Raw genomic sequence first — 22,758 nt, forward strand, 5'->3', positions numbered from 1 at the left:
CGGTATGGCTGGTTGCCGGAGGCTTTGAATGCTGATCCGGACAGGAGCTTTCGCTTGATCGAAGGGCACGCCACTGTCGGCGTGCCCATCTTTGGCGCATCAGTTCTGTTCCGGCCAAACTCGCAGCGGAGCGCCTTCGGTGGGCCAGAAGCGCAGCTGATCGATCTTGGAGACGTCCCAACGTTCGATTTGCGAGAGCAGTTCGAGGAAGTGCTGTTCCTGCTTCATGATGTGATCGGCGCACATCTTGCGCGTGCTGCCGATTTCGCTGAAGCGCAGCTTATGGCCGTCGAGCTGGTAGCTGGCGAACCAGTGGTTACAACCGGCGTTGCCATAGGCGCGGTCTTCGCTAAAGGTCAGCGACACAGGGTTACGGCCTACCACGGGCTCGTCACCGATCCACTCGGCGATATAGGTGACTTCGTTCTGCAGGGTTAAGGGTTCGACCGAGCAACCGGTTACGGACAAGAAGAACAAGCCGGCCAGGATAGTTTTTTTCATGACTTTGCCCTCTGGCAGGCTGGGCAGAGGTGTCGGCCGGTGTCGTTCGTCCAGCCCAGTTCGGCAATCCTCGCTTCGGCCGCTGGCGCGCGCGCGGCTTCGCCCTTGGCGGCGTCTACGGCGAACTCGAAATCCAGTTGCTTACCGCAACCGTCGCAGTCGACCTGCCAGTTGATGATCGCCAGCTCCTTGAACACCGGTCCGTTCGCCACGGCCATCCACTGGCCTGGCGGGTTGATCAGGTGGCGAACCTTGTCGACGGTCAGGCGCTGGGAGAGGTCTCGGCTGCCTTTAAGCGTGACGATAAGGACGTCGCCTGAGCGAACATTGCCACCGTTGCCGGTGACCTGGTAACGGCCCGGCGCCAAGGCGCGGCATTCGGTCAGGGTGTGTCCTGGGTTGAGCAGGGTGTAGCGAAAATCGTGTTCGGCCATGACTCGCGATCGATTCGGAATGGGGGGAGTTGCGGTGGGCCGTAATGCTAGCACGGGAGCCGGGCAGAGGCTGCTCTGGGAGGCGGAACACCGGGAGAAGTAAAAAAACCAGCGGCGTGTGCGGGGTGGGCTTGGATGGCGGTGTTCCCCCAGCCTCTCCCCAAACGGGGAGAGGCTGGGCCGTCAGACAGCTACGGTTGTTGCCGGATGGAGAGCCGCGAAGGACCACGTCAATGTGAAGCATCAACGAACCCAAGCTATCAAGCGGTTCCATACGCACAGCACCAGAACACGCTGCTCATCTAGCTTGTTCATGGCATCTCGAACATTCCAAACAACGGAAGCGTCCAGCCCCTTTGCAATCATGACCGGTGCGTCAAGCCATTGGGTTAAGGGCGGCTGCTGTCGAACGTTTCGTCGAGGAAGCGTTGCATGTCATTCCATGAGCGCTCGTCGGCGGCTTTGTTGTAGGCCACATCGACGCCTTTTTCCTGAAACTTGTCAGCCCCTGGATTGGTGAAGCCGTGTTTGGCGCCTGGCAGGTTGACGAATTGATAGTCGGCGCCGGCTTTGACCATTTCGGCGCTCAGTGCGGCGACGTCTTCGGCACTGACCATACTGTCGGCGCTGCCGTGTTCGACCAGTACGCGCGCTTTGACACTCCCCGGCGCTGCGCGGGTTTCGGTGGCCAAGGCGCCGTGGAAGCTGACAACGCCTTCGAGTGGTACGCCCTGGCGGGCCATGTCCAGCACGACCTTGCCGCCGAAGCAGTAGCCAACGGCGGCGAGTTTGGCGGCGTCGGTCTGCTGTTGCTGTTTGAGCAGATCCACACCGGCGTTGAAGCGGGCCTTGGCCGCGTCGGCGTCGGCCAGTGCAGCTTTCATGAAGCTCATCGCATCCTTCGGATGCTCGGTGTTCTTACCCTCGCCATACATATCGATTGCCAGGGCGCTGTAACCCAGTCCGGCCAGGTCACGGGCGCGGCTTTTGGCGTAGTCATTGAGGCCCCACCATTCATGGACCACCACGACGCCAGGGCGCTGGCCTTCGATAGCGTCGTCGTAGGCGTAGTAGCCAACCATCTTGGTGCCGTCGGCTGCGGTGTAGGGGATTTCCTGAGTCTGGATCTCAGCGTGAGCGATGGCGCTGACCGCCATCAGGGCTGCACCGAACAGTTGATAACGCATGGTGGACTCCTTGTTGACGTTGGTATCGAGACGTTCCGATAATTAGCCGGAGTTCGACACAGGTGCAACAAGGTTGTTCAGCGGGTAAAGCGCGGGCAGGAGCCGGAAGCGTTTCGGGGGGGGATGTGAATCAAGGCGGTCTGAGTACCTGAGCCCGTCCCTGGGCTCAAGTTCATCGATGATGATTCGGCGCTGCCCATCAGGATCAGCGCTGCCCGGACAGTTACCAGCCCGGCACGCCGTGCATGTCTGGCAGTCGGTGGGCGATGCCCTTGTGACAGTCGATGCAGGTCGCTTCGCCTTTGCCTAGTGCTTTGGAGTGGAACTCGGCGGCGCGTTTGCTCTGGCGAGTGAAATCCATGAACTCGTAGTTGTGGCAGTTGCGGCACTCTAACGAGTCATTGGCCTTCAGACGACGCCATTCACGCTCGGCCATTTCCCGGCGCATGCCGAGGAATTTTTCACGCGTGCTGATGGTGCCGAAGATCTTTCCCCAGACCTCTTTCGAAGCCTGCATCTTGCGCGCGATTTTATCTGTCCATTCGTGTGGCACGTGGCAATCCGGACAGGTCGCGCGGACGCCGGAGCGGTTGGTGTAGTGGATGGTGTCCTTGATCTCCATGTACACGTTGTCTTCCATCTCGTGACAGGAAATGCAGAAGGCTTCCGTGTTGGTCGCTTCGAGGGCGGTGTTGAAACCGCCCCAGAAGATGATACCGGCAAGGAAGCCCCCAAGGGTTAGAACGCCCAGACTGTAGTGCACGCTTGGGCGGCGCAGAACGGTCCAGTAACGCTTGAGGAACGACAGTATCGACTTCATCCAGGCGTCCTCACTGTTCGTTCTGCTGGTTTTCGTGATAGAGCAGGTCGTCGATGTTCTCGAAGTCGTTCTCTACCAGCGGTTTCACGTCGTGCTGCACCACATGGCACTGGGTGCAAAAGTAGCGACGCGGGGCAACAGCGCCGAGCGTCTGGCTATCGCGATCGGTGAAGTGGGTGATGCTGATCATTGGCGCTTGAGTACGAGCACTGTTGGCACGGCTGTGGCAGGACAAGCACTTGTTGCCGTTTATATCGACCTGATAGCCGCGAATGGTGTGCGGAATAGTCGGTGGCTGCTCCGGATAGTTGCGCTCGCGCTTCAGATCCTTGTTTTCCTCATCCTTGAGCGGAGGCGGGGTGAACTCCTGAGTGATGGTGCCGCCCGGCCGGCGACCATCCGGGGCGGGCGCATCCAGTGGGTAATCGGGCCCGGCTGCGACGGCCACGCCAAACACCGCGAGGAGTATCAAAGGCAGTAAACGGAATTTCATGGTGACTCTCCTCAGGCGATGCTGACCACTTCGATCTTCACGGCGCACTTCTTGAAATCGGTTTGCTTGGAGATCGGGTCGGTAGCGTCGAGGGTGACCTTGTTGATCAATTTGTTGGCATCGAAGAAGGGCACGAAGATCAGCCCCTTCGGTGGCTTGTTGCGGCCACGGGTTTCGATGCGAGCCTGCATTTCACCGCGTCGACTGATGACCTTGACCACGCTGCCGCGGCGGGCCTTGAGCTCGCGCGCATCGTCCGGATGCATGTACACCAGCGCATCCGGCACAGCCTGGTGTAGTTCGTCGACACGCTGGGTCATGCTGCCGGTGTGCCAATGCTCCAGCACGCGGCCGGTACTGAGCCAGAACGGATATTCTTCATCCGGCATCTCTGCAGGTGCCTCATAAGGCAGTGCGAAGATGATCGCCCGCTTGTCCGGATAACCGTAGAACTGTACCTCTGAGCCTTTCTCGACGTAGGGGTCATGGCCTTCACGGTAACGCCAGAGGGTCTCCTTGCCGTCTACAACCGGCCAGCGCAGGCCGCGCTCCTGATGGTAACGGTCGAAATCGGCGAGGTCGTGACCATGACCGCGACCAAACTGGGCGTATTCCTCGAACAGGCCTTTCTGGACGTAGAAGCCATAGTCCTCCGACTCTTGGTTCCGGTAGCCTTCTTCGATATCCGAAACGGGGAAGGTGTCGACCTGACCGTTTTTGAAAAGCACCTCGAACAGTGTCTTGCCTTTCAGCTCCGGTGATTTGGCCAGCAGCTCGGCAGGCCAGACTTCATCGGTGGTAAAGCGTTTGGAGAATTCCATCAATTGCCAGAGGTCCGAGCGCGCTTCACCTGGCGGGCTGACCAGCTGGTGCCAGAAATGGGTGCGACGCTCGGCATTGCCGTAGGCACCTTCCTTCTCCACCCACATCGCAGCGGGAAGGATGAGGTCTGCAGCCTGGGCCGAGACCGTGGGATACACGTCAGAAACAACGATGAAGGTTTCCGGGTTGCGCCAACCGGGCAGTACCTCCTGCATGATGTTGGGGCCGGCCTGCATGTTGTTCGTCGCCTGGGTCCAGTAGACCCTCAGGCCACCGTCCTTGAGCTCGCGGCTTTGTTGCACGGCATGGAAGCCGGGCTTTTCCGGGATGGTGCCTTCGGGCAGTTTCCAGATCTTCTCGGTGACGGCCCGATGCTTGGGGTTGGTGACGACCATGTCCGCAGGCAAGCGGTGAGAAAAAGTGCCCACCTCGCGTGCCGTGCCGCAGGCCGATGGTTGTCCGGTAAGCGAGAAGGGGCTGTTGCCCGGCTCGCTGATTTTTCCGGTAAGCAGATGAATGTTGTAGATCATGTTGTTCGCCCAGACCCCGCGGGTGTGCTGGTTGAAACCCATGGTCCAAAACGACATCACTTTTGTTTTCGGATCGGCATAGAGTTCCGCCAGCATCTGCAGACGCTCTTCCGGAACACCCGATTCGCGAGCCGCGCGCTCCAAGGTGTATGGCTTGAGGAATTCGGCATAGTCTTCAAAGCTGATGTCGGTCCAGCCGCCTGCCGCAGCGGCATTCTCGGCCTTCATCTCCCGCGGATCGGTCGCTCGTAGGCCATAGCCGATGTTGGTGTTGCCCTTGGCGAACTTGGTGTGATTCTTGATGAAGTCCTGGTTGACCGCGCCACTCTCGATGATGTGGTTGGCGATGTAGTTGAGAATCACCAGGTCGGTCTGCGGCGTGAACACCATCGGTATGTCCGCAAGATCGAAGCTGCGGTGCTCGAAGGTCGACATCACAGCGACTTTCACATGCGGCGCGCTAAGGCGGCGGTCGGTCACGCGGGTCCAGAGCACGGGATGCATCTCGGCCATGTTCGAGCCCCAAAGCACGAATGCGTCCGCGGCTTCGATATCGTCGTAGCAGCCCATGGGCTCGTCCATGCCGAAGGTGCGCATGAAGCCGACAGCGGCAGACGCCATGCAGTGCCGCGCGTTCGGGTCGAGGTTGTTGGAACGAAAACCTGCCTTCATCAGCTTGCTGGCCGCATAGCCTTCCCACACGGTCCACTGGCCGGAACCGAACATGCCTACGGCAGTGGGGCCGTGGTCTTTCATCGCGGTCTTGTATTTCTCTTCCATGATGTCGAAGGCCTGCTCCCAACTTACAGGTTGAAACTCGCCCTGTTTGTCGTACTTGCCATCCTTCATCCGCAACAGCGGCTCAGTCAGACGGTCGGAGCCGTACATGATCTTCGACAGAAAATAGCCTTTGACGCAGTTGATGCCGCGATTGACCTCGGCCTTGACATCGCCATGCGTGGCGACCACACGGTCGCCGCTGGTGGCGACCATCACGCCGCAGCCGGTGCCACAGAACCGGCACGGCGCCTTGTGCCACTTGAGCGCCGTCGCCTGCGGATCAGTAACGAGGTTGCTAGCACTGGTAGCGATAGGCATGCCAGCCACGCTTGCTGCGATGGCCGCGGCGTTGGCTTTGGCGAATTGACGTCGTGTGAGGCTCATTCAGGCTCTCCTTCGGGGCTGAGGAGTTCGTGGTAAATCAGGGCAGCGTTGAGGACGCCAGGCAGTTGTTGGATGTGGCTGATGGTGTCGAGAATGCGGCTTTCATGCTCCGCCTCAAGAACCACCACCACTTTTCCGGCGGCGCTTTCCTGATGAAGCTCCGTGCCGGGCAATAGCAGCAGGTTCTGTTTCACCGCATCGAGTAGCTCGGGGCGGCAGTGCACGAGCAGGCTCGCGATATGCAAGGCATTGGTCATTTTTTCTTATGAAGCTCCGCCTGCCCTGAAACGAGCAAGCAATGAATGGAGAGGGTCTTCCGATCTCGAGCAATCAGCTCGGCGGGCCGGGTGGGCCAAAGAACAGCTGGCTTATCCAGACGATGAAGCCATAGCCGGATACGGTCAGGACGCTTAGAAGGGGGAACAGGAAAACCAGCAGAAAGACAAATAGCCGTGTTTCTTCCGGCTTTCCCACAGGTGCGGGGTCGGTATGGTGCGGCACTACGTTCACCTTTAATCCGAGTGGCGTAGTGGGAGTCTAGTAAGCGTTCCCGGCTTAATCAAAGTCAGCTGTCTATTTGACTAAGGGCTATAGGGGCTAAAACCACTTATATTGATCTGGCGCAATGAACTGGCTCGTGCTGGATGTGTTTCGTCCATCGCGCTCGATAGCCGATTGCCTGGGTACGAGGCTCTGGGACGGTATGCAGGCAGCTTGCTGATACTAGGGTTGTGCTAGCCTGTGAGGCTTTTTTGGGCCCGTGTTGTGCGGGTGTAGAGATTGTTTTCATGTCTTGTGACTCGCTTGATTCCCACCTGAAACGCGGCACGACCGCATACCGCCGAGCAACGCTGGCCCTGTTCTGCGCAGGGTTCGCAACCTTTGCCATGCTCTATTGCGTACAGCCATTGCTGCCGCTGTTGGCCTCGCATTTCTCCGTGTCGGCCGCCACCAGCAGCTTGGCCCTGTCATTGACCACGCTGTCACTGGCGCTCTGCCTGTTGATTTCAGGCGGCTTGGCAGAAAGCTGGGGGCGCAAGCGGGTCATGGCGCTAGCGCTTATGCTGGCTGGGCTGCTTGGTCTTGCCTGTGCAATGGTTGAATCCTGGACCCTGTTGCTTGTATTACGGGCATTGTTGGGCCTTGCACTCAGTGGCTTGCCGGCTTTAGCGATGGCCTACGTGGGGGAGGAGTTCGATCCCGAGTCGTTGCCTGCGGCGATGGGGCTGTATATCGGCGGGACGGCCCTCGGTGGGCTCTTGGGCAGACTGTTGTCGGGCCTGCTGAGCGATCTTGGCGGTTGGCAACTGGCACTGGGCGGGATTGCCGGTTTAGGTCTGGTGGCGTTGGGGGCCTTCGTCTGGCTGCTTCCCGCGTCCCGCCATTTCAAGCCACAACCGCTCTCTCTGCGCGGACTGCTGAGCAACTTTGCTGAGCATCTGAGCAACCCGATCCTGCGCAATCTTTTCCTTCAGGCTTTTCTGCTGATGGGCGGCTTCGTCGCGTTGTTCAACTACATCGGCTTTCGTCTGGCCGGCGCACCGTTCGGCCTTTCCTCAACGGTTATCGGTCTGCTGTTCACTGTTTACCTGGCCGGCATATTCAGTGCGGGTTGGGCCGGGCGGCTGGTGCCACGCCTGGGTGCGAGAAGCGTACTGCAAGGCGGTATCGCGCTGATGCTGTTAGGCGTAGGGCTGTGTTCGACGCCCTGGCTGATAGCAATCGTGATTGGGCTGGCGTTATTCACCTTAGGCTTCTTTGCTGCACATGCCGTGGCCAGCGGGCAGGTCGGCGTGCATGCCAAGGGCGCCAAGGCGCAGGCGTCGGCGCTCTACCTGTGTGCCTATTATCTCGGGTCGAGTGTGGTCGGCTACGCCGCCGGCTACGTATGGGAGCATGCGGGATGGCTGCCTTTGATGGCGGTGCTCGCTGCGCTGTTCGTGATTGCGGCCTGGCGCGCCAGACGGCTATAGCGCGGCGGCGAGTCGGTCAGTCGATTCGCTGCTCGCCACTGAAGGCCAGGGTGGCGCGGCAGGTGCGGCAGAAGTAGCGACGGCCTTTGCGGACCAATGCGTGGCGCTGGGCGGTAAAGGGAAAATCTCGCTCGGGACAGGCACACCGGTAGATGTAAGCACTCGTCTGACGCCGGGTGATCTCGTAGCTGTGGCAGCGATCAGGGGTCAGCTCGTATACGCCGCGCATGATCAATTGCCACTCTTCACCATGGGGGCGAATCCGGCCGCCGAACATCTGGTGAGCGACCAAATGCGCCACCTCGTGAGCCACGGTCTGCTTGAGGAAGTGCTCGCGGTTTTCCTGATACAGCTGCGGGTTGAAGCGCAGCAGGTTGGTGTTCAGATGCGCAACGCCGGCTTTCTGCCCGCGCAATTTGAAGCTGACTTTCGGTCGTTCGAAGCGCTTGTTGAAAAAAGCCTCGGCCTGTTCATAGCAGGCCTCGACTCGGGCGTGTAGCTGGTCGGGCATAGGGGCCTCCGAAGAAGCCCCGAATTATGCCGCAATCCGCCAGGCTGACAATCGCTCAAAGACCGCCGGGCTCTTCCTGAGGACGTTCTTCCTGGGTGCCGTAGCTCTGGTTCGCTTGCACGGTGCGTTCGTAATTGGGTTGCAGGAACTGAGACCAGAACAGAATCATGGATACCAGCACCGTCACCATCACCAGCAGCGCCACACCCCAGATCGAGCTGGCATAGAGAAAGCTTTGCGAGCTGCGCTGGCGCATGAAGGCTGGTAAGCCAGTGAACAACAGGTAAGTGGAGTAGATGCCTGCTATGAGCAGAACGATCGCTGCGAACCAGCGATTCGGGTACAGCCCGGTCACGCCGGCGAGCAGGAACGGGGTGATGACGTAAGCGATGAAACCAATGCACTGGTTCAGATTCGGGCGTACTTCAAACGCGCGCGCCATCCACCTTACGAAAAACCCCATGATCACTGTGCCGACGATGATGGTGATGTACAGCAACAGGCACAGCTGAAAAGCGCTGGCAAAATCGAGTCGGACACGTTCGGCGTCCACCAGGCTCCATCCTACAAAGGTGACACCTATGAACAGGCATACGGCAGGAATCAGCGCCAGCAGCAGCAAATGCATCAGGTAATGCAGGCTGTGGGCGTCTTCCTTCTGACGGATCGTTTCCCAGGCGCGGTCGGGCCGGGTGAACAAGCTGATGAATTCTGGGGTCATGGGGGCCTCCTAATGCCGATGCTTGAGCGCAGGTCTTGCTGGTATAGACGCTCAAGCGCGACAGGGATTCAACGTCACCATGTCGCAGGCAAAAACGGGCCGACGCGGAGGCCTCCGCGTCGGCCCGTATCGTGGCAAGGCTAGCGTACGTAGATCGGGCCAACCCCCATGCCCCACATGATTACTGACAGCGCGAGGATCGCCACCAGCACGACCAGCCCGACAGCCAACACTGAACTCGAGAACAGGAAGCCCTCGTCGGAAGGGATGTTCATGAATGTCGGTAGGCCAACGTAGAGCAAGTAGGTCGTGTAGCAAATTGCCGCTGTGCCCACGATCATGCCCAGCCAGATGTGCGGATAGAGCGCGGCCAGGCCGCCGACGAACAATGGTGTGGCGGTATATGCGGCAAACACGATGCACTGCACCAGCGTCGGGTTTGCGTCATAGGTGCGTGACATCCAGTGGATGAAGGCGCCCATTACGGCCACACCACACAGCATGGCGAGGTAGGACAGCAAGGTGAGTTGCAATGCACTGCTTTCGGTGAGCTTTACCGCCTCGCCACCGCCAATGCTCCAACCGATCTGGGTGGTTCCGATGAACGCCGATATCGCCGGTATCGCTGCGAGTACCAGCACCTCTCCCAAGTGCAAATGCCCGACCTCACGCTCCTCTCCAGTGATTTCCTGCCATTCCTGGCCCGGGTGTGCAAACAGTCCCCAAACGTGATTGATCATGCCAGCGTCTCCTCAGTTTTGGAGGGTCGCTTCGCCTGGCGTGCCGTCAGTAGGACGGGCGTGCGACCTTAAGTCGCAGTATAGGGAGCGGACGGTACGGCGCACTGGGCTTGATTAGAGCAATTGGAAGCTATGAACCTATCGGTAATAGCGTTGCAGTATTTCCATCGCCAGATTGATTGACTGAAGGCGGGTCGTACTGCCGCCACGGTCGGGGTGGTGAATGCTGACCAACTGGCGATAGCGCCGTTTGATGGTATGCAGGCTGAGCGAAGAGGCCTCCTGGTCCAGCTCGAACAGCTCCAAGGCGGCGCGTTTCTGCTCCGGATCCCAATTTTCGTTGCGTTCGCCGAGGTGATCGCCGCGCATGCGCGACCAGAAGCTCGCCAACAGGCATTCCACTTCTTGTTCGTCGGTGTCGCGCAGATTGGTCATGTCCAGGTAGTAGTCGCGCAACGGATCGTTTTCGGCGACTCCGCTGGCACCGGGCACATAGGGTTGAAGCTGCACGTTTAACGGCGAAATCTGGAGGTTGTAGCGGCTCTCGCCCCAGAGCTGGTCGCGCAGCTGGTACAGCGCGTTAAATACCAGGAAATGGGTACGGAACAGCACCAGCTTGTCGAGTAGCGGCAGGTTGGGGATATGAGTGCTATGTCGGGCCTTGAGCTGTTGGATCAGCTGGTATTCGCTGCAACCTTCCGGTTGTTCGCGCAGCAGCACGAATATTTGCTCGGCCAGGTCCATTTCGGGTTCGAGATCATCGTTCATGTCGCAAAGCCTAGCACAAGGCCAGCGTTACAAACGGCTGGATGGATGGGGTGGGGCGCCGGTGCATTTTGCGCGTAAAATGCGCGCCTTTCGCATCTCACCGGACTCTGAAATGGGCAACCTCTCGGTCAACCAGAACAAACTGCAGAAGCGTCTGCGTCGCCTCGCCGGCGAGGCAGTCACTGATTTCAACATGATCGAGGAAGGCGACAAGGTGATGGTTTGCCTGTCTGGCGGCAAAGACAGCTACACCATGCTCGACGTCTTGCTGTGTCTGCAGAAAGTGGCTCCGGTCAAATTCGAAATTGTCGCCGTTAATATGGATCAAAAGCAGCCGGGATTTCCCGAGCACGTGCTGCCCGAGTACCTGAAGTCCATTGGCGTCGACTACCACATCGTCGAGAAGGACACCTATTCGGTCGTCAAAGAAAAAATTCCGGAAGGCAAGACCACCTGCTCGCTGTGTTCGCGTCTGCGTCGCGGCACGCTCTACACCTTCGCCGACGAGATCGGTGCAACCAAGATGGCGCTCGGTCACCATCGCGACGACATCCTCGAGACGTTCTTCCTCAACATGTTTTACGGCGGCACGCTCAAAGCCATGCCGCCCAAGCTGCTGTCTGACGACGGCCGCAATGTGGTGATCCGGCCGCTGGCCTATTGCAGCGAGGCAGACATCGAAGCCTATTCGCAGATGAAGGGGTTTCCAATCATCCCCTGCAACCTCTGCGGTTCGCAGGAAAATCTGCAGCGCCAGGTGGTCAAGGAAATGCTGCAGGAATGGGAGCGCAAATCGCCGGGTCGTACCGAGATCATGTTTCGCGCCTTGCAGAACGTGGTGCCCTCGCAGTTGGCCGACCGCAACCTGTTCGACTTCACCAGCCTGCGCATCGACAACGACGCCACGCCGCGCTTCCTCGATGTGATGAGTTTGTAGCGGCAGCCGTAGGCCTCAACCATACATCCCAAACGAACGCTGTAGGGTGGGCTTCAGCCCACCACGCCAGTTGTAAGTTGGTAACGGTCGGATAGCTCCGCTTCAGCTCCGTACTTCTGACACCAGCGATTTACGCTGTCGTTTGAACTGAGGTATGCCCCGGCTCGCCAGCCGAGCCAGGGCTTAACCCATCGCAGCTGGTATCAGCTCGGCCGAACCTGTTTCAGCGTTTCAGCGATCATGAACGCCATTTCCAGCGACTGGTCGGCGTTGAGCCGAGGGTCGCAGTGGGTGTGGTAGCGGTCGGAAAGCCCGTCCTCGGTAATAGGGCGCGACCCGCCGATGCACTCGGTGACGTTCTGCCCAGTCATTTCGATATGAATGCCGCCGGGGTAGCTGCCTTCGGCGCGGTGCACGTCGAAGAACTGCCGCACCTCGGCCAGCACCTTGGCGAAATCGCGGGTCTTGTAACCGCTGGACGCTTTCATGGTGTTGCCGTGCATCGGGTCGGAGCTCCACAGCACCTGACGACCTTCCTGTTGCACGGCCTGGATCAGGCGCGGCAAGCCTTCCTCGACCTTGTCGGCGCCCATGCGCACGATGAGATTCAAACGACCCGGATCGTTCTCAGGATTGAGGATGTCGAGCAGGCGGATCAGCTCGTCGCTGGCCATGCTCGGTCCAACTTTCACGCCGATCGGGTTGCCCACGCCGCGCAAGAATTCAACGTGTGCCCCATCCAGCTGCCGCGTGCGGTCGCCAATCCAGAGCATATGGGCAGAGCAGTCGTACCAGCCGCCGCTGAGGCTGTCCTGGCGCACGAATGCCTGTTCGTAGTTCAGCAGCAGCGCCTCGTGGGCAGTGAAGAAGCTGGTTTCGCGCAATTGCGGCGCGTTGTCCATGCCGCATGCGCGCATGAACCGTAGCGCCTGGTCGATCCGTGCGCCGAGCTGGTGATATTTCTCAGCCATCTGCGAGTTGGCGATGAAATCCAGATTCCACTGATGCACCTGATGCAGATCGGCGAACCCGCCCTGGGCGAAAGCGCGTAGGAGGTTCAGGCTGGATGTGGATTGGTGATAAGCCTGCAGCAGCCGCTCCGGGGCCGGCACGCGGCTTTTTTCATCGAAGCCGATGCCGTTGACGATGTCGCCGCGGTACGCCGGCAGGGTGACGCCATCGATAGTCTCGTCCCCGGATGAGCGCGGTTTGGCGAACTGCCCGGCCATGCGGCCGACCTTTACTACAGGGCATCCAGCGGCGAACGTCATCACGATCGCCATCTGCAACAGCACCTTGAAGGTGTCGCGAATTTTCGGTGCGGAAAACTCGGCGAAGCTTTCGGCGCAGTCACCGCCTTGCAGCAGGAACGCGCGGCCTTCCGTCACCTCGGCGAATTGCCGGCGCAGCTCCCGTGCCTCGCCAGCGAATACCAGCGGTGGAAGGCTCGCCAATGTGCCCTCGACCCGTTTCAGATGTTCGGCATCGGGGTATACGGGCTGCTGCTGGATGGGTTTGGTTCTCCAGCTAGTGGGGCTCCAGGCGTGGCTCATGGAAATTGATTCCGTCCGTAAAAAAGTGCCCGGATTTTACCTGATGTGCCGGTTCGGCGCTGATAGCCCTTCCCAATCGGGCTGTTAAGATGCACCGACAGGTTTGGGAGAAGCGCAGTGGACAAGCAGGAAGTGTTGCTGGCCGAGGTGCATGACGCGTTCGGTCTGATCCGTGTGCTGGAAGTGGGGGATTATCGGTTTCTCGAGTTTGGCGCTGCGGTCGAGCAAAGCTGTACGTTCACCCGCGACCCGAGTTGGCTTGAGTATGACTACACGCGTGCCATGTTGATGGGCGGTCTGCTGCACGCGGCGCCGGAAACAGCCCTGTTCCTCGGGCTAGGCGCCGGGACCCTGACCCAGGCATGCCTTGAATTCCTGCCGCTGGAGGACGTCGAGGCCATCGAGCTGCGTCCGGACGTGCCTGAACTGGCGATGCGTTATATGGGCCTGCAGAACGATTCGCGGCTGTACATCCGCATTGGCGATGCGGTGGAACTGCTCGATTCGGCCGAGACTGCTGATCTGATCTTCGTCGACCTTTACACAGACGTGGGCCCGGCCGCCGCGCATCTGGCGTGGCGTTTTCTTGAGCGCTGCCAGCAGAAGCTGAATCCGGATGGTTGGCTGATCATCAACCAGTGGGGGACTGACGAGGACAAACCCCTTGGAGCGGCGCTGCTCCGTGGTTTGTTTCATCGCCATTATTGGGAATGTTCGGTGAAGGAGGGGAACGTCGTCTTGTTCGTGCCCGCCGATTTGGAGCAGACACTCGACGAGGCGAGCCTGCGTGAGCGCGCCGCAGCGCTAACTCCGCGTTTGGGATACTCGCTGGACTCGCTGATCAGTGCGCTACGGCCGGCGAGCTGAGCTCAGGCGATTTCCGGGCGGCCCAACAGCCAAAAGCTTCGCCCCGGGTCGGGCCTCCCACAAAAGCCGATGATGTATCGAAGCCGGTGGTTCACGCCGACCCTGTGGGAGGCGCGCCCCGCGGCGAAAGGGCGCTACCAGCCGGCCAACATCCAAAAGCTACGCCCCGGGTCGGCCATCCATCAAAAGCCAAACCAAACAGAATCAATCTAGGCGGAAGGTTTGGCTTTCATATGGCTGCTCTAAGCCGGCCCTGCGAACCTAACTCGAAAGACAAATTACACGCACAGATTCACAGAATTCCGGTATAGTACGCGCCGGCTGAAACTCAGCTTGCGTTAGGTACTGCAACACACGAAGCGCTGCTTCGGCTGCTGTCCGCTTCTCGCGGCTGTCCTTGACGATTCATCATTCATTACGTTTTCGCAAACCCCGCCGACCAGGCTGCCAGGGTGACCTTCGGGTTTTGCATGGCATGCGCAGCTTCGGAACATGGGTCTTTGCGGAGCATCAGGAAAAGACCCATGACCCAGGAAATCGGCAGCTTTGCTGCACTCGGTATTCATCCCTCCGTACTCGCCGCTGTTACCGCAGTGGGCTACGAAGAGCCTTCGGCCATCCAGAGCCAGGCTATCCCGGTAATTCTCGGCGGCCACGACATGATCGGTCAGGCCCAGACCGGTACCGGCAAGACCGCAGCCTTCGCGCTGCCCATTCTGTCGAAGATCGATCCCGCTCGTAAGGAAGTACAGGCGCTGATTCTCGCGCCAACCCGCGAGCTGGCGCTGCAGGTTGCCACCGCGTTCGAAACCTATGCCAAGCAGATGCCTGGCCTAACCGTGGTCGCCGTCTACGGCGGCGCTCCGATGGGTCCGCAGCTCAAGGCCATCCGCCAGGGCGCGCAGGTCATCGTCGCTACACCTGGCCGTCTGGTCGACCACCTGAGCCGCAACAGCGCGCTGCTGGGCACAATCCAGTACCTCGTACTCGACGAAGCTGACGAGATGCTCAAGCTGGGCTTCATGGACGACCTCGAAGTCATCTTCGAAGCCATGCCGGAAAGCCGCCAGACCGTGCTGTTCTCCGCGACCCTGCCGCACTCCATTCGCGCCATCGCCGAGAAACACTTGCGCGAGCCGCAGCACATCAAGGTCGCTACCAAGACCCAGACAGTGACCGCCATCGAGCAGGCACACCTGATGGTTCATGCCGACCAAAAGATCGCAGCCGTCCTGCGCCTCCTGGAAGTCGAAGACTTCGATGCACTGATCGCTTTCGTGCGGACCAAGCAGGCCACGCTGGATCTCGCCGCTGCGCTGGAAGCCAAGGGCTACAAGGCCGCTGCGCTGAACGGCGACATCGCCCAGAACCAGCGTGAGCGTGTCATCGAGTCGCTCAAGGACGGTCGCCTGGATATCGTGGTCGCCACCGACGTCGCCGCTCGCGGCCTCGACGTATCGCGTATTACCCACGTGTTCAACGTGGACATGCCCTATGACCCAGAGTCCTACGTTCACCGCATCGGCCGTACTGGCCGTGCCGGTCGTGAAGGTCGCGCACTGCTGCTGGTCACGCCGCGTGAGCGTCGCATGCTGCAAGTCATCGAGCGCGTCACCAACCAGAAGGTTGCCGAAGCCCGCCTGCCGAACGGCCAGCAAGTACTTGAGGCGCGCATCAAGAAGCTGACCAACAGCCTGGCTCCGCTCGTGGCCGACGCCGAAGCCAGTCATGGCGAATTGCTCGACAAGCTAGTTGCCGACACCGGCTGCAGCCTGCGTGCACTGGCCGCCGCCTTGTTGCGTAAAGCCACTAACGGTCAGGCGCTGACCCTGGCAGAAGTCGAAAAAGAGCAACCGTTGGTTCCGACCAGCAGCCCGCGCGAGCGCTCCGATCGTCCTGAGCGTAGCGGCGACCGCGAGCGTCGTGCACCGATCCCGTTGGCCGAAGGCCGCGCCCGCTGCCGCACTGCGCTCGGTGCCCGCGACGGCATCGCCGCTCGTAACCTGCTCGGCGCCATCCTCAACGAAGGCGGCCTGGCCCGTGAAGATATCGGCCGCATCCAGGTGCGCGACAGCTTCAGCCTGGTCGAGCTGCCGGAAGAAGGCCTCGAGCGCCTGCTAGGCAAACTCAAGGACACCCGCGTAGGCGGCAAGCAGCTCAAGCTGCGTCGCTATCGCGAGGATTGATCGTCCTAGGGTGAATTAAAGGGTGGGCTTGATAGCCCACCCTTTTTCGTTTCGGTGTTGTTCCGTTCTGCTTTTTGTAGGAGGCGCGCCCCGCGGCGAAAGCGAACCCCGCGCCCGCTCACAAATCAACAGCTTCGCCCCGAGTCGGGCCTCCCACAAAGCCAAATCCCGCACCGCCCTGCTTTTCGTGGGAGGCGCGCCCCGCGGCGAATCGCGCCGAAGGTGCGAACAACAAAGTCACAACCAAACCGCATCCCAGTGCGGATAATCGCCGATCCGTTCCACCAGCCCTGCCCGTAGCGGATTAGCTACCACATACCGAGCCATTGCCTGGAGATCCTCCTCCTTGCGCAACGCACGGTCATGAAACCCATCCTGCCAAACCCTGCGACCGATCCGCTTCGCGCAGATCGACTTCACGCGCCCTACAAGTTGCGACAGAGACCCTTGTCGTAACTCCAACAGCCAGTGCAGGTGATCAGGCATCACCACGTACGCTAGTGTCTTATGTGAGTCCCGTGCCTCATCGGCTCGCATTACACGTATCAACTCACGGGCGGCAAAGAGATCGTGGAAGACCGGCTGGCGTAGTTTAGTTACCGCCGTGACCAAATAAATCTGCCCCTCGCCAGACCAACGCCCCGCACGTAATCGGTTTGACGAAAAACGAGCATCCTTACTCATAAAGTTCCTCCTGTTTGACTCAGCAGCTTAACGCCAAAAGCTTCGCCTCGAGGTCGAACCTCCCACAAATCCCAACCGCTACACGGCTTCTGCTCTCGTGGGAGGCGCGCCCCGCGGCGAATGCAAGGCCCGGGCCTGCCGAGCGTCACAGCCTCGCCCTCTAAGTCGGGCTTCTTCCGCGCCAAACCCCAGCCGCATCGACCACTCCAACCAAAAACCTGACCCGAACGTTCAGGCTGTTCAAACTCTGAACAACATGCTACAAACGAGCGCAACCTAATTGATCTAGCCGCTTGAAAACGAAGGGAAAACCATGACCAAGTCGGAGTTGATCGAACGTATCGTCACCCAACAAGGCCTTCTTTCGTCCAAGGATGTTGAGCTGGCCATCAAAACAATGCTTGAGCAGATGGCTCAGGCCCTGGCCACCGGCGACCGCATCGAAATCCGCGGCTTCGGCAGCTTTTCCCTCCATTACCGCGCCCCGCGCGTCGGCCGAAATCCGAAAACCGGCCAATCCGTCCCGCTCGACGGCAAGTTCGTGCCGCATTTCAAGCCAGGCAAGGAGTTGCGGGATCGGGTGAACGAAGAGGAGTAGCCAGGGTAGTCTTCGCAGGTAGCTGTGGTCCGACGTTAATGTCTGCGGGCGTCGAGCTTTGTTATGGCCGGGCCCCCGGCAGCCGCGCCACCAGCTGCTGCTGCAGGAGGCACGCACCATGGCTAAGGGCGAACTCAGATGATTCCCCGCTCGCGCAGCCCCTGAACCTGTTCATCACTTAGCCCAAGTCCCGCCAGCACATCCTCAGTATGCTCCCCCAGTTGCGGGCCGCCGGTGCCGATGCGGCCGGGGGTGCGGCTGAGTTTGGGGAGGATGCCGGGGACTTTCAGCGGGCCGGCGAAGGTCTGGACCTGTTCGATCATTTGCCGCGCCAGGTAGTGCGGGTCTTTGACGATATCAGCAGCGGTGTAGGGATAGCCGGCCGGAACGTGCGCTTCCTTGAGCGCCTCGATCACTTCTGCACGGCTGTGTTTAATCGTCCATTCGCCGATGGCCGCGTCGATGAGTGCGGCGTGCTGGGCGCGGCCGTCGTTATGGGCAAAGCGCGGATCTTCGGCCAGGTCCTGACGGCCGATCAGGTTCATCAGACGTTTGTAGATGCTGTCGCCGTTGCCGGCAATCAGGACGTATGCGCCGTCCTTGCACAGATAGGAGTTGGATGGCGTGATGCCGGGCAGGGCGCTGCCGGCCGGCTCGCGGACATAGCCGAAGGCGTCGTATTCCGGCACCAGGCTTTCCATCATGCCGAAGACCGATTCATAGAGCGCTACGTCGATTTCCTGCCCCTTGCCGCTGCGGTTGCGCTCCTGCAGGGCGAGTAGCACGCCAATCACCCCATACAGCGATGAAAGCGAGTCGCCAATGCTCACGCCCACGCGCACGGGTGGTTGGCCCGGATACCCGGTTAGGTGGCGAAGGCCGCCCATGGCTTCGCCAATGACCCCAAAGCCGGGCAGGTCACGGTAGGGGCCGGTTTGGCCGTAGCCGGAGATGCGCAGCATGATCAGGCGCGGATTGAGTGCGGACAATTCATCCCAGCCCAGGCCCCACTCTTCGAGGGTGCCAGGGCGGAAGTTCTCCACTACCACATCGGCTTCGGCGACTAGCTGACGGACAATCTCCTGGGCTTCGGCGGCTTTCAGATCCAGCGTCAGGGACTGTTTGTTGCGCGATTGGACGTGCCACCAGAGTGACGTCCCGTCCTTGAGTTTGCGCCATTTGCGCAGCGGGTCGCCAACACCCGGCGGCTCGATCTTGATCACCTCGGCGCCGAACTCGCCAAGCATCTTGCTGGCGAAGGGGCCGGCGATCAGCTGGCCCATTTCTATGACCTTAAGGCCATGAAGGGGCAAGCTGTTCTCATTCTGCTCGTTCATCACAACACCTGTTACGGGACGGCCAACGAGCGCGAGGATGACTGAGCCGTGGCGGATCGACAATGACCGTATCGCCAAGGCTGGTTTGGTGAGGACAAAAAAATCCTGCTCTGCCAGGGCGAGGCACAGAGCCTTCAACATGGCGCTGAAAGGCCAATGTGCATCGTATCGGTTGCCGAATGCGCTGTCGTTTGCTCAATGCATCATCAAACGAGCGCAGCTGCGGTACTCTGAACATCGACGGCTGTGAAAGCCGGCTTAACACAGCTTATCGATTCCTTAGATCTATCGGAGCGGAGGGCTCAGACAGAGCTCGCAAACCTTGCCTGATAACGGCGCGATTCGCTCAGTATTGTCGTCGATCTCTGCAAATCAGCATGCGGTCGGCTCCTTGCAGTCGATTGGGAGCAATTGCACGCATGGATGCTTGCGTCCGTCGAGCTTTAACAGTCCCTCGATGGCGTCGTTGACGGCATGACGGTCCCGCCAATTCTCGACCTTGGCGTCTGCCTGGTCGCGTAATGCCCGGATCTCGTCATGAATCGCCTGGACCTGTTCGGCGCTTGGGCTGTCGTGCAGCGCGTTCTTCATGCATTGCAGCAACGTGATCATCACCAGCGGGTCATGACTGGCATAAACCCGGATGGGCGCGATCACGGTTTCCAGCATGCGTTGCATGGCCAGTTGCGGGGAGAAGAGGCGCGGTTGCCCATGGTCGAAACAGCCGACGTCGAACGGCGGCACACCACCAATCCGTTGCAGCAACACGCCGATCAGGTTGATAGCCCGCATCGCGGTGCCGGGATCGTTAATAGCTGGGCTGATTGCCTTTACGGCGATCTCTGCTATCTGGCGCATGCCATAGGACACGTTAGCGCTGGCGAACTCGTTGTTCTGGAAGTCGAAACAGTCGACTGCCACCGCTCTGTCCTCGTCGCTCAAGGGCTCACTGAAGCGAATCAGTGGATGGCCTTCAACCAGAAAGAAGCCTGGCTCAACCTGAACTACCGCTAACAGGTTGCGCTTGCTCAGCAACTCGCCCAGCCGCCGCTCGTTAACCGCTCGCAGGTAACCGGGGCGTGACGCTGGAAGACACCACCAATTTGTATCATCCGGCATGGTTTTGCCCGCTGCCAGGCGTTGCTTGCGCTTTTCAAGGTTGGCGTAAGCACCGCTGTAAAGCTGGCTCAGTACCCAGTCGACCTGAATCGACTGTGACACCGAGCGAATGAACACCACGAACATCGCCAAGTTGAGGATGCCCGTCAGCAGCGCGAGTAAAACGCCGACCGATGGGATGTCGGTTGGTTGGTTCTTGTTGATGGTGCTGATCAGCAGCAAGTAGTACAGGACGCTGCCCAGGTAGATGCCGAGAATGACTCGGTTGCGCGTGTCACTGATCAACCCTGGAAGCACCCGTGGAGTCAGGCGAGCCGCTGCACCGTTAAGCACGACCATCACCATCGAAAAGCTGAATACGGTCAACGAGACGATGCTGGTAATCAGAGTGCTGAGAATGTCGCGGGCGTTATCCGGGTCGGTCAACCCGGACGGTAAATGGGGTTGTAGCGAGGAGGCCATGGATGTCGTCTCGAAAGCGAGCATGGTGACCGCCAGGATGGCGTAGAACGCCGCAATCAGAATGGGATAAAAGGCGATACTTTCGGAAATTCTTTTGGCCAGGCGGAAGACGGCGTTGGAAGGCGTTGACATAGGCAGGCGGGTCCGGCTTGGCGAACGGTGATCTCGATAGTGTTATGACAACGTCGGCGCGGAAAGTACCTGATCCTTTAACGGTCTATGCTCAGTAGAGGTCAGAAGCATTGGCCGGCGGAAAGCTGTAGCCCCGCATAGCTCGATAGTGATGTCTGACAGGCGCTTGGTTCGATTCGTAGGGTTCGCCTGTACGACAGGGGTTATTCGAAAGATAACGAGACCGACGAGTGAGGTAATGCCCATGAGCGCTGCGTCCCTGTATCCCGTGAGCCCGGAGGTGGCGGCCCGTTCGCTGACCGATGAAGCCACTTACAAAGCCATGTATCAACAGTCGGTGGTCAATCCTGACGGGTTCTGGCGCGAGCAGGCCGAGCGCATCGACTGGATCAAGCCGTTTACCCGAGTCAAACAAACGTCCTTTGACGACCACCATGTCGATATCAAATGGTTCGCCGACGGCACGCTGAACGTTTCAGCCAATTGCCTGGACCGCCACCTCGACACTCGGGGCGATGAGATCGCGATCATCTGGGAGGGCGATGATCCGGCAGATCACCGTGAAATCACTTACCGCGAGCTGCATCACGAGGTGAGCAAGTTCGCTAACGCGTTACGCGGACAGGACGTGCATCGGGGTGATGTGGTCACCCTGTACATGCCGATGGTTCCGGAGGTGGCCGTGGCGATGCTGGCTTGCGCGCGCATCGGCGCCATCCACTCGGTGGTCTTTGGTGGTTTCTCGCCGGAAGCCCTAGCCGGAAGGATTATCGACGGCAATTCCAAAGTGGTGCTTACGGCCGATGAAGGGCTCCGTGGTGGGAAAAAGGTGCCGCTGAAGGCCAACGTGGATGAGGCGTTGACCAACCCGCAGACGCACTGCGTGCAGAAGATCATTGTGGTGCGGCGCACTGGCGGCGACATCCGCTGGCACCCGCATCGCGACATCTGGTACGAGGACCTGATGCGCGTGGCTGGGGATGTTTGTGCGCCGAAGGAAATGGGCGCGGAAGAACCCCTGTTCATCCTGTACACCTCGGGTTCCACCGGTAAGCCAAAGGGCGTGCTACATACCTCTGGTGGTTATTTGCTCTACGCGGCCCTGACCCACGAGCGGGTATTCGATTACCGCCCTGGTGAGGTCTATTGGTGTACCGCCGACGTCGGTTGGATCACCGGGCACAGTTACATCATCTACGGTCCACTGGCCAACGGCGCCACCACCCTGATCTACGAGGGTGTACCCAACTATCCGGATGTCACGCGAATCGCCAGGATCATCGACAAGCATCAGGTGAATATCCTCTACACCGCGCCGACTGCGATTCGTTCGATGATGGCCGAAGGTCCGGCTGCGATGGAGGGGGCTGATGGGTCGAGTCTGCGCTTGCTCGGTACTGTGGGGGAACCGATCAACCCTGAGGCATGGCATTGGTATCACGAGACGGTCGGCAAATCGCGTTGCCCGATCGTCGATACCTGGTGGCAAACCGAGACGGGCGGCATTTTGATCAGCCCGCTGCCAGGCGCGACCGCACTGAAGCCAGGCTCCGCAACGCGCCCCTTCTTCGGCGTAGTGCCCGGCCTGGTGGACAATCTCGGCAACCTGCTCGAAGGGGCAACGGAGGGCAATCTGGTCATCCTTGATTCCTGGCCTGGGCAGATGCGCAGCATCTATCGAGACCACGATCGCTTCGTCGATACCTACTTCAAGACCTTTCGCGGCATGTATTTCACTGGCGATGGCGCCCGCCGTGATGAGGACGGCTACTACTGGATCACCGGGCGGGTCGATGATGTGTTGAACGTTTCCGGACATCGCATGGGCACTGCGGAAATCGAAAGTGCGATGGTCGCCCACCGCAAAGTGGCCGAGGCAGCGGTGGTTGGCGTGCCGCATCCGCTCAAAGGGCAAGGCATCTATGTGTACGTGACGCTGGTGGCGGGTGAGGAGGCTTCGGATCAGTTGCGCCAGGAATTACAACAGTGGGTCCGTAAGGAAATCGGGCCAATTGCGGTGCCCGATGTCATCCAGTGGGCGCCGGGCTTACCCAAGACGCGTTCAGGCAAGATCATGCGCCGCATCCTGCGCAAGATCGCCACAGACGAACACGACGCACTGGGGGATATTTCGACCTTGGCTGATCCAGGCGTAGTGCCGCAGCTGATCGAGACCCACAAGCAAATGCGTCCGATGAGTTGAGCGGTCGGCGGCGATC

At 59.8% G+C, this 22,758-nt stretch carries 22 protein-coding genes; 6 read left to right on the forward strand and 16 right to left on the reverse strand.

Going from position 1 to position 22,758, the window contains the following annotated elements:
* Positions 1–99: 99 nt before the first annotated feature.
* From ACIGHL_RS05440 to ACIGHL_RS05475, 8 genes are all read right to left on the reverse strand, one after another.
* Positions 100–501, reverse strand: coding sequence for an META domain-containing protein (locus tag ACIGHL_RS05440; RefSeq protein ID WP_128119321.1), 402 nt, complete (start codon positions 499–501; stop codon positions 100–102).
* Positions 498–935: a hypothetical protein gene (locus ACIGHL_RS05445; RefSeq protein WP_128119320.1), complete on the reverse strand. Its 438-nt coding sequence runs from the start codon at positions 933–935 to the stop codon at positions 498–500. The genes ACIGHL_RS05440 and ACIGHL_RS05445 overlap by 4 nt, the downstream gene beginning before the upstream one ends.
* 389 nt (positions 936–1,324) lie before the next feature.
* On the reverse strand, positions 1,325–2,122 hold the full coding sequence (locus tag ACIGHL_RS05450) for a dienelactone hydrolase family protein (protein WP_128119319.1): 798 nt from the start codon (positions 2,120–2,122) through the stop codon (positions 1,325–1,327).
* 223 nt (positions 2,123–2,345) lie between these two features.
* Positions 2,346–2,942, reverse strand: coding sequence for a cytochrome c3 family protein (locus ACIGHL_RS05455; protein WP_045428556.1), 597 nt, complete (start codon positions 2,940–2,942; stop codon positions 2,346–2,348).
* A gap of 10 nt (positions 2,943–2,952) precedes the next feature.
* Positions 2,953–3,435 (reverse strand): nitrate reductase cytochrome c-type subunit, encoded by a 483-nt coding sequence (locus ACIGHL_RS05460; protein ID WP_128119318.1) that lies wholly within the window; start codon positions 3,433–3,435, stop codon positions 2,953–2,955.
* An 11-nt stretch (positions 3,436–3,446) separates the two neighbouring features.
* Positions 3,447–5,951: a nitrate reductase catalytic subunit NapA gene (napA, locus tag ACIGHL_RS05465; RefSeq protein WP_045428552.1), complete on the reverse strand. Its 2,505-nt coding sequence runs from the start codon at positions 5,949–5,951 to the stop codon at positions 3,447–3,449.
* Entirely contained in the window at positions 5,948–6,208 is a 261-nt protein-coding gene (locus tag ACIGHL_RS05470; protein ID WP_045428550.1) for a chaperone NapD, read from the reverse strand. The genes napA and ACIGHL_RS05470 overlap by 4 nt, the downstream gene beginning before the upstream one ends.
* A 73-nt stretch (positions 6,209–6,281) precedes the next feature.
* On the reverse strand, positions 6,282–6,452 hold the full coding sequence (locus ACIGHL_RS05475; RefSeq protein ID WP_081262905.1) for a nitrate reductase: 171 nt from the start codon (positions 6,450–6,452) through the stop codon (positions 6,282–6,284).
* Positions 6,453–6,739: 287 nt separating this feature from the next.
* Here ACIGHL_RS05475 and ACIGHL_RS05480 point away from each other — a divergent pair, with 287 nt between their 5' ends.
* The gene (locus ACIGHL_RS05480; protein ID WP_128119316.1) at positions 6,740–7,924 is read left to right on the forward strand and encodes an MFS transporter; all 1,185 of its coding nucleotides are present in this window, start codon (positions 6,740–6,742) and stop codon (positions 7,922–7,924) included.
* 16 nt (positions 7,925–7,940) lie between these two features.
* Here ACIGHL_RS05480 and ACIGHL_RS05485 read toward each other — a convergent pair whose 3' ends face one another.
* The 4 genes from ACIGHL_RS05485 to ACIGHL_RS05500 form a co-directional block, all read right to left on the reverse strand.
* Positions 7,941–8,435, reverse strand: a complete 495-nt coding sequence (locus ACIGHL_RS05485; protein WP_064482028.1) for a SprT family zinc-dependent metalloprotease — start codon at positions 8,433–8,435, stop codon at positions 7,941–7,943.
* A gap of 55 nt (positions 8,436–8,490) precedes the next feature.
* Complete coding sequence (locus ACIGHL_RS05490; protein WP_045428544.1) at positions 8,491–9,156, reverse strand: Yip1 family protein; 666 nt, start codon at positions 9,154–9,156, stop codon at positions 8,491–8,493.
* Positions 9,157–9,296: 140 nt separating this feature from the next.
* The gene (locus tag ACIGHL_RS05495) at positions 9,297–9,896 is read right to left on the reverse strand and encodes a Yip1 family protein (RefSeq protein WP_128119315.1); all 600 of its coding nucleotides are present in this window, start codon (positions 9,894–9,896) and stop codon (positions 9,297–9,299) included.
* A 138-nt stretch (positions 9,897–10,034) separates the two neighbouring features.
* Positions 10,035–10,664 carry a DNA-J related domain-containing protein gene (locus ACIGHL_RS05500; RefSeq protein WP_128119314.1) on the reverse strand — a complete coding sequence of 210 codons (630 nt, stop codon included), beginning with the start codon at positions 10,662–10,664 and terminating at the stop codon, positions 10,035–10,037.
* A 112-nt stretch (positions 10,665–10,776) separates the two neighbouring features.
* On the opposite strand from ACIGHL_RS05500, the gene ttcA reads away from it, so the two are divergent.
* Complete coding sequence (gene ttcA, locus ACIGHL_RS05505) at positions 10,777–11,601, forward strand: tRNA 2-thiocytidine(32) synthetase TtcA (RefSeq protein WP_128119561.1); 825 nt, start codon at positions 10,777–10,779, stop codon at positions 11,599–11,601.
* A gap of 203 nt (positions 11,602–11,804) precedes the next feature.
* Here ttcA and ACIGHL_RS05510 read toward each other — a convergent pair whose 3' ends face one another.
* A complete protein-coding gene (locus ACIGHL_RS05510) occupies positions 11,805–13,154 on the reverse strand; it encodes a class II 3-deoxy-7-phosphoheptulonate synthase (protein WP_128119313.1) in 1,350 nt (449 codons plus the stop codon).
* A gap of 117 nt (positions 13,155–13,271) precedes the next feature.
* On the opposite strand from ACIGHL_RS05510, the gene ACIGHL_RS05515 reads away from it, so the two are divergent.
* Positions 13,272–14,021 carry a spermidine synthase gene (locus tag ACIGHL_RS05515; protein WP_216706863.1) on the forward strand — a complete coding sequence of 250 codons (750 nt, stop codon included), beginning with the start codon at positions 13,272–13,274 and terminating at the stop codon, positions 14,019–14,021.
* A gap of 524 nt (positions 14,022–14,545) precedes the next feature.
* Positions 14,546–16,207, forward strand: coding sequence for a DEAD/DEAH box helicase (locus ACIGHL_RS05520; RefSeq protein WP_128119312.1), 1,662 nt, complete (start codon positions 14,546–14,548; stop codon positions 16,205–16,207).
* A gap of 237 nt (positions 16,208–16,444) precedes the next feature.
* Here ACIGHL_RS05520 and ACIGHL_RS05525 read toward each other — a convergent pair whose 3' ends face one another.
* Positions 16,445–16,891, reverse strand: coding sequence for an REP-associated tyrosine transposase (locus tag ACIGHL_RS05525; protein WP_128119311.1), 447 nt, complete (start codon positions 16,889–16,891; stop codon positions 16,445–16,447).
* A gap of 313 nt (positions 16,892–17,204) precedes the next feature.
* On the opposite strand from ACIGHL_RS05525, the gene ihfB reads away from it, so the two are divergent.
* Positions 17,205–17,489 carry an integration host factor subunit beta gene (gene ihfB, locus ACIGHL_RS05530; RefSeq protein WP_045164450.1) on the forward strand — a complete coding sequence of 95 codons (285 nt, stop codon included), beginning with the start codon at positions 17,205–17,207 and terminating at the stop codon, positions 17,487–17,489.
* A 134-nt stretch (positions 17,490–17,623) separates the two neighbouring features.
* Here the strand turns inward: ihfB and ACIGHL_RS05535 are convergent, their stop codons facing one another.
* On the reverse strand, positions 17,624–18,826 hold the full coding sequence (locus ACIGHL_RS05535; protein ID WP_128119310.1) for a CaiB/BaiF CoA transferase family protein: 1,203 nt from the start codon (positions 18,824–18,826) through the stop codon (positions 17,624–17,626).
* A 372-nt stretch (positions 18,827–19,198) separates the two neighbouring features.
* The gene (locus ACIGHL_RS05540) at positions 19,199–20,539 is read right to left on the reverse strand and encodes a DUF2254 domain-containing protein (protein ID WP_128119309.1); all 1,341 of its coding nucleotides are present in this window, start codon (positions 20,537–20,539) and stop codon (positions 19,199–19,201) included.
* A gap of 244 nt (positions 20,540–20,783) precedes the next feature.
* Here ACIGHL_RS05540 and acs point away from each other — a divergent pair, with 244 nt between their 5' ends.
* Complete coding sequence (gene acs / locus ACIGHL_RS05545) at positions 20,784–22,742, forward strand: acetate--CoA ligase (RefSeq protein ID WP_128119308.1); 1,959 nt, start codon at positions 20,784–20,786, stop codon at positions 22,740–22,742.
* The last annotated feature ends 16 nt before the right edge of the window (positions 22,743–22,758 follow it).

Origin of the sequence: Pseudomonas sp. NPDC077451 (assembly GCF_044543345.1) — a bacterium.
In the GTDB taxonomy this organism is placed as follows: domain Bacteria; phylum Pseudomonadota; class Gammaproteobacteria; order Pseudomonadales; family Pseudomonadaceae; genus Stutzerimonas.

Coding starts and splice junctions, on each gene's coding strand:
- ACIGHL_RS05495 (WP_128119315.1), bottom strand. CDS start 9,896: ATGATCAATCACGTTTGGGGACTGTTTGCACACCCGGGCCAGGAATGG.
- ttcA (WP_128119561.1), top strand. CDS start 10,777: ATGGGCAACCTCTCGGTCAACCAGAACAAACTGCAGAAGCGTCTGCGT.
- ACIGHL_RS05500 (WP_128119314.1), bottom strand. CDS start 10,664: ATGAACGATGATCTCGAACCCGAAATGGACCTGGCCGAGCAAATATTC.
- ACIGHL_RS05540 (WP_128119309.1), bottom strand. CDS start 20,539: ATGTCAACGCCTTCCAACGCCGTCTTCCGCCTGGCCAAAAGAATTTCC.
- ACIGHL_RS05445 (WP_128119320.1), bottom strand. CDS start 935: ATGGCCGAACACGATTTTCGCTACACCCTGCTCAACCCAGGACACACC.
- ACIGHL_RS05480 (WP_128119316.1), top strand. CDS start 6,740: ATGTCTTGTGACTCGCTTGATTCCCACCTGAAACGCGGCACGACCGCA.
- ACIGHL_RS05485 (WP_064482028.1), bottom strand. CDS start 8,435: ATGCCCGACCAGCTACACGCCCGAGTCGAGGCCTGCTATGAACAGGCC.
- ihfB (WP_045164450.1), top strand. CDS start 17,205: ATGACCAAGTCGGAGTTGATCGAACGTATCGTCACCCAACAAGGCCTT.
- ACIGHL_RS05450 (WP_128119319.1), bottom strand. CDS start 2,122: ATGCGTTATCAACTGTTCGGTGCAGCCCTGATGGCGGTCAGCGCCATC.
- ACIGHL_RS05490 (WP_045428544.1), bottom strand. CDS start 9,156: ATGACCCCAGAATTCATCAGCTTGTTCACCCGGCCCGACCGCGCCTGG.
- ACIGHL_RS05520 (WP_128119312.1), top strand. CDS start 14,546: ATGACCCAGGAAATCGGCAGCTTTGCTGCACTCGGTATTCATCCCTCC.
- acs (WP_128119308.1), top strand. CDS start 20,784: ATGAGCGCTGCGTCCCTGTATCCCGTGAGCCCGGAGGTGGCGGCCCGT.
- ACIGHL_RS05510 (WP_128119313.1), bottom strand. CDS start 13,154: ATGAGCCACGCCTGGAGCCCCACTAGCTGGAGAACCAAACCCATCCAG.
- ACIGHL_RS05460 (WP_128119318.1), bottom strand. CDS start 3,435: ATGAAATTCCGTTTACTGCCTTTGATACTCCTCGCGGTGTTTGGCGTG.
- ACIGHL_RS05455 (WP_045428556.1), bottom strand. CDS start 2,942: ATGAAGTCGATACTGTCGTTCCTCAAGCGTTACTGGACCGTTCTGCGC.
- ACIGHL_RS05525 (WP_128119311.1), bottom strand. CDS start 16,891: ATGAGTAAGGATGCTCGTTTTTCGTCAAACCGATTACGTGCGGGGCGT.
- ACIGHL_RS05535 (WP_128119310.1), bottom strand. CDS start 18,826: ATGAACGAGCAGAATGAGAACAGCTTGCCCCTTCATGGCCTTAAGGTC.
- ACIGHL_RS05440 (WP_128119321.1), bottom strand. CDS start 501: ATGAAAAAAACTATCCTGGCCGGCTTGTTCTTCTTGTCCGTAACCGGT.
- ACIGHL_RS05470 (WP_045428550.1), bottom strand. CDS start 6,208: ATGACCAATGCCTTGCATATCGCGAGCCTGCTCGTGCACTGCCGCCCC.
- napA (WP_045428552.1), bottom strand. CDS start 5,951: ATGAGCCTCACACGACGTCAATTCGCCAAAGCCAACGCCGCGGCCATC.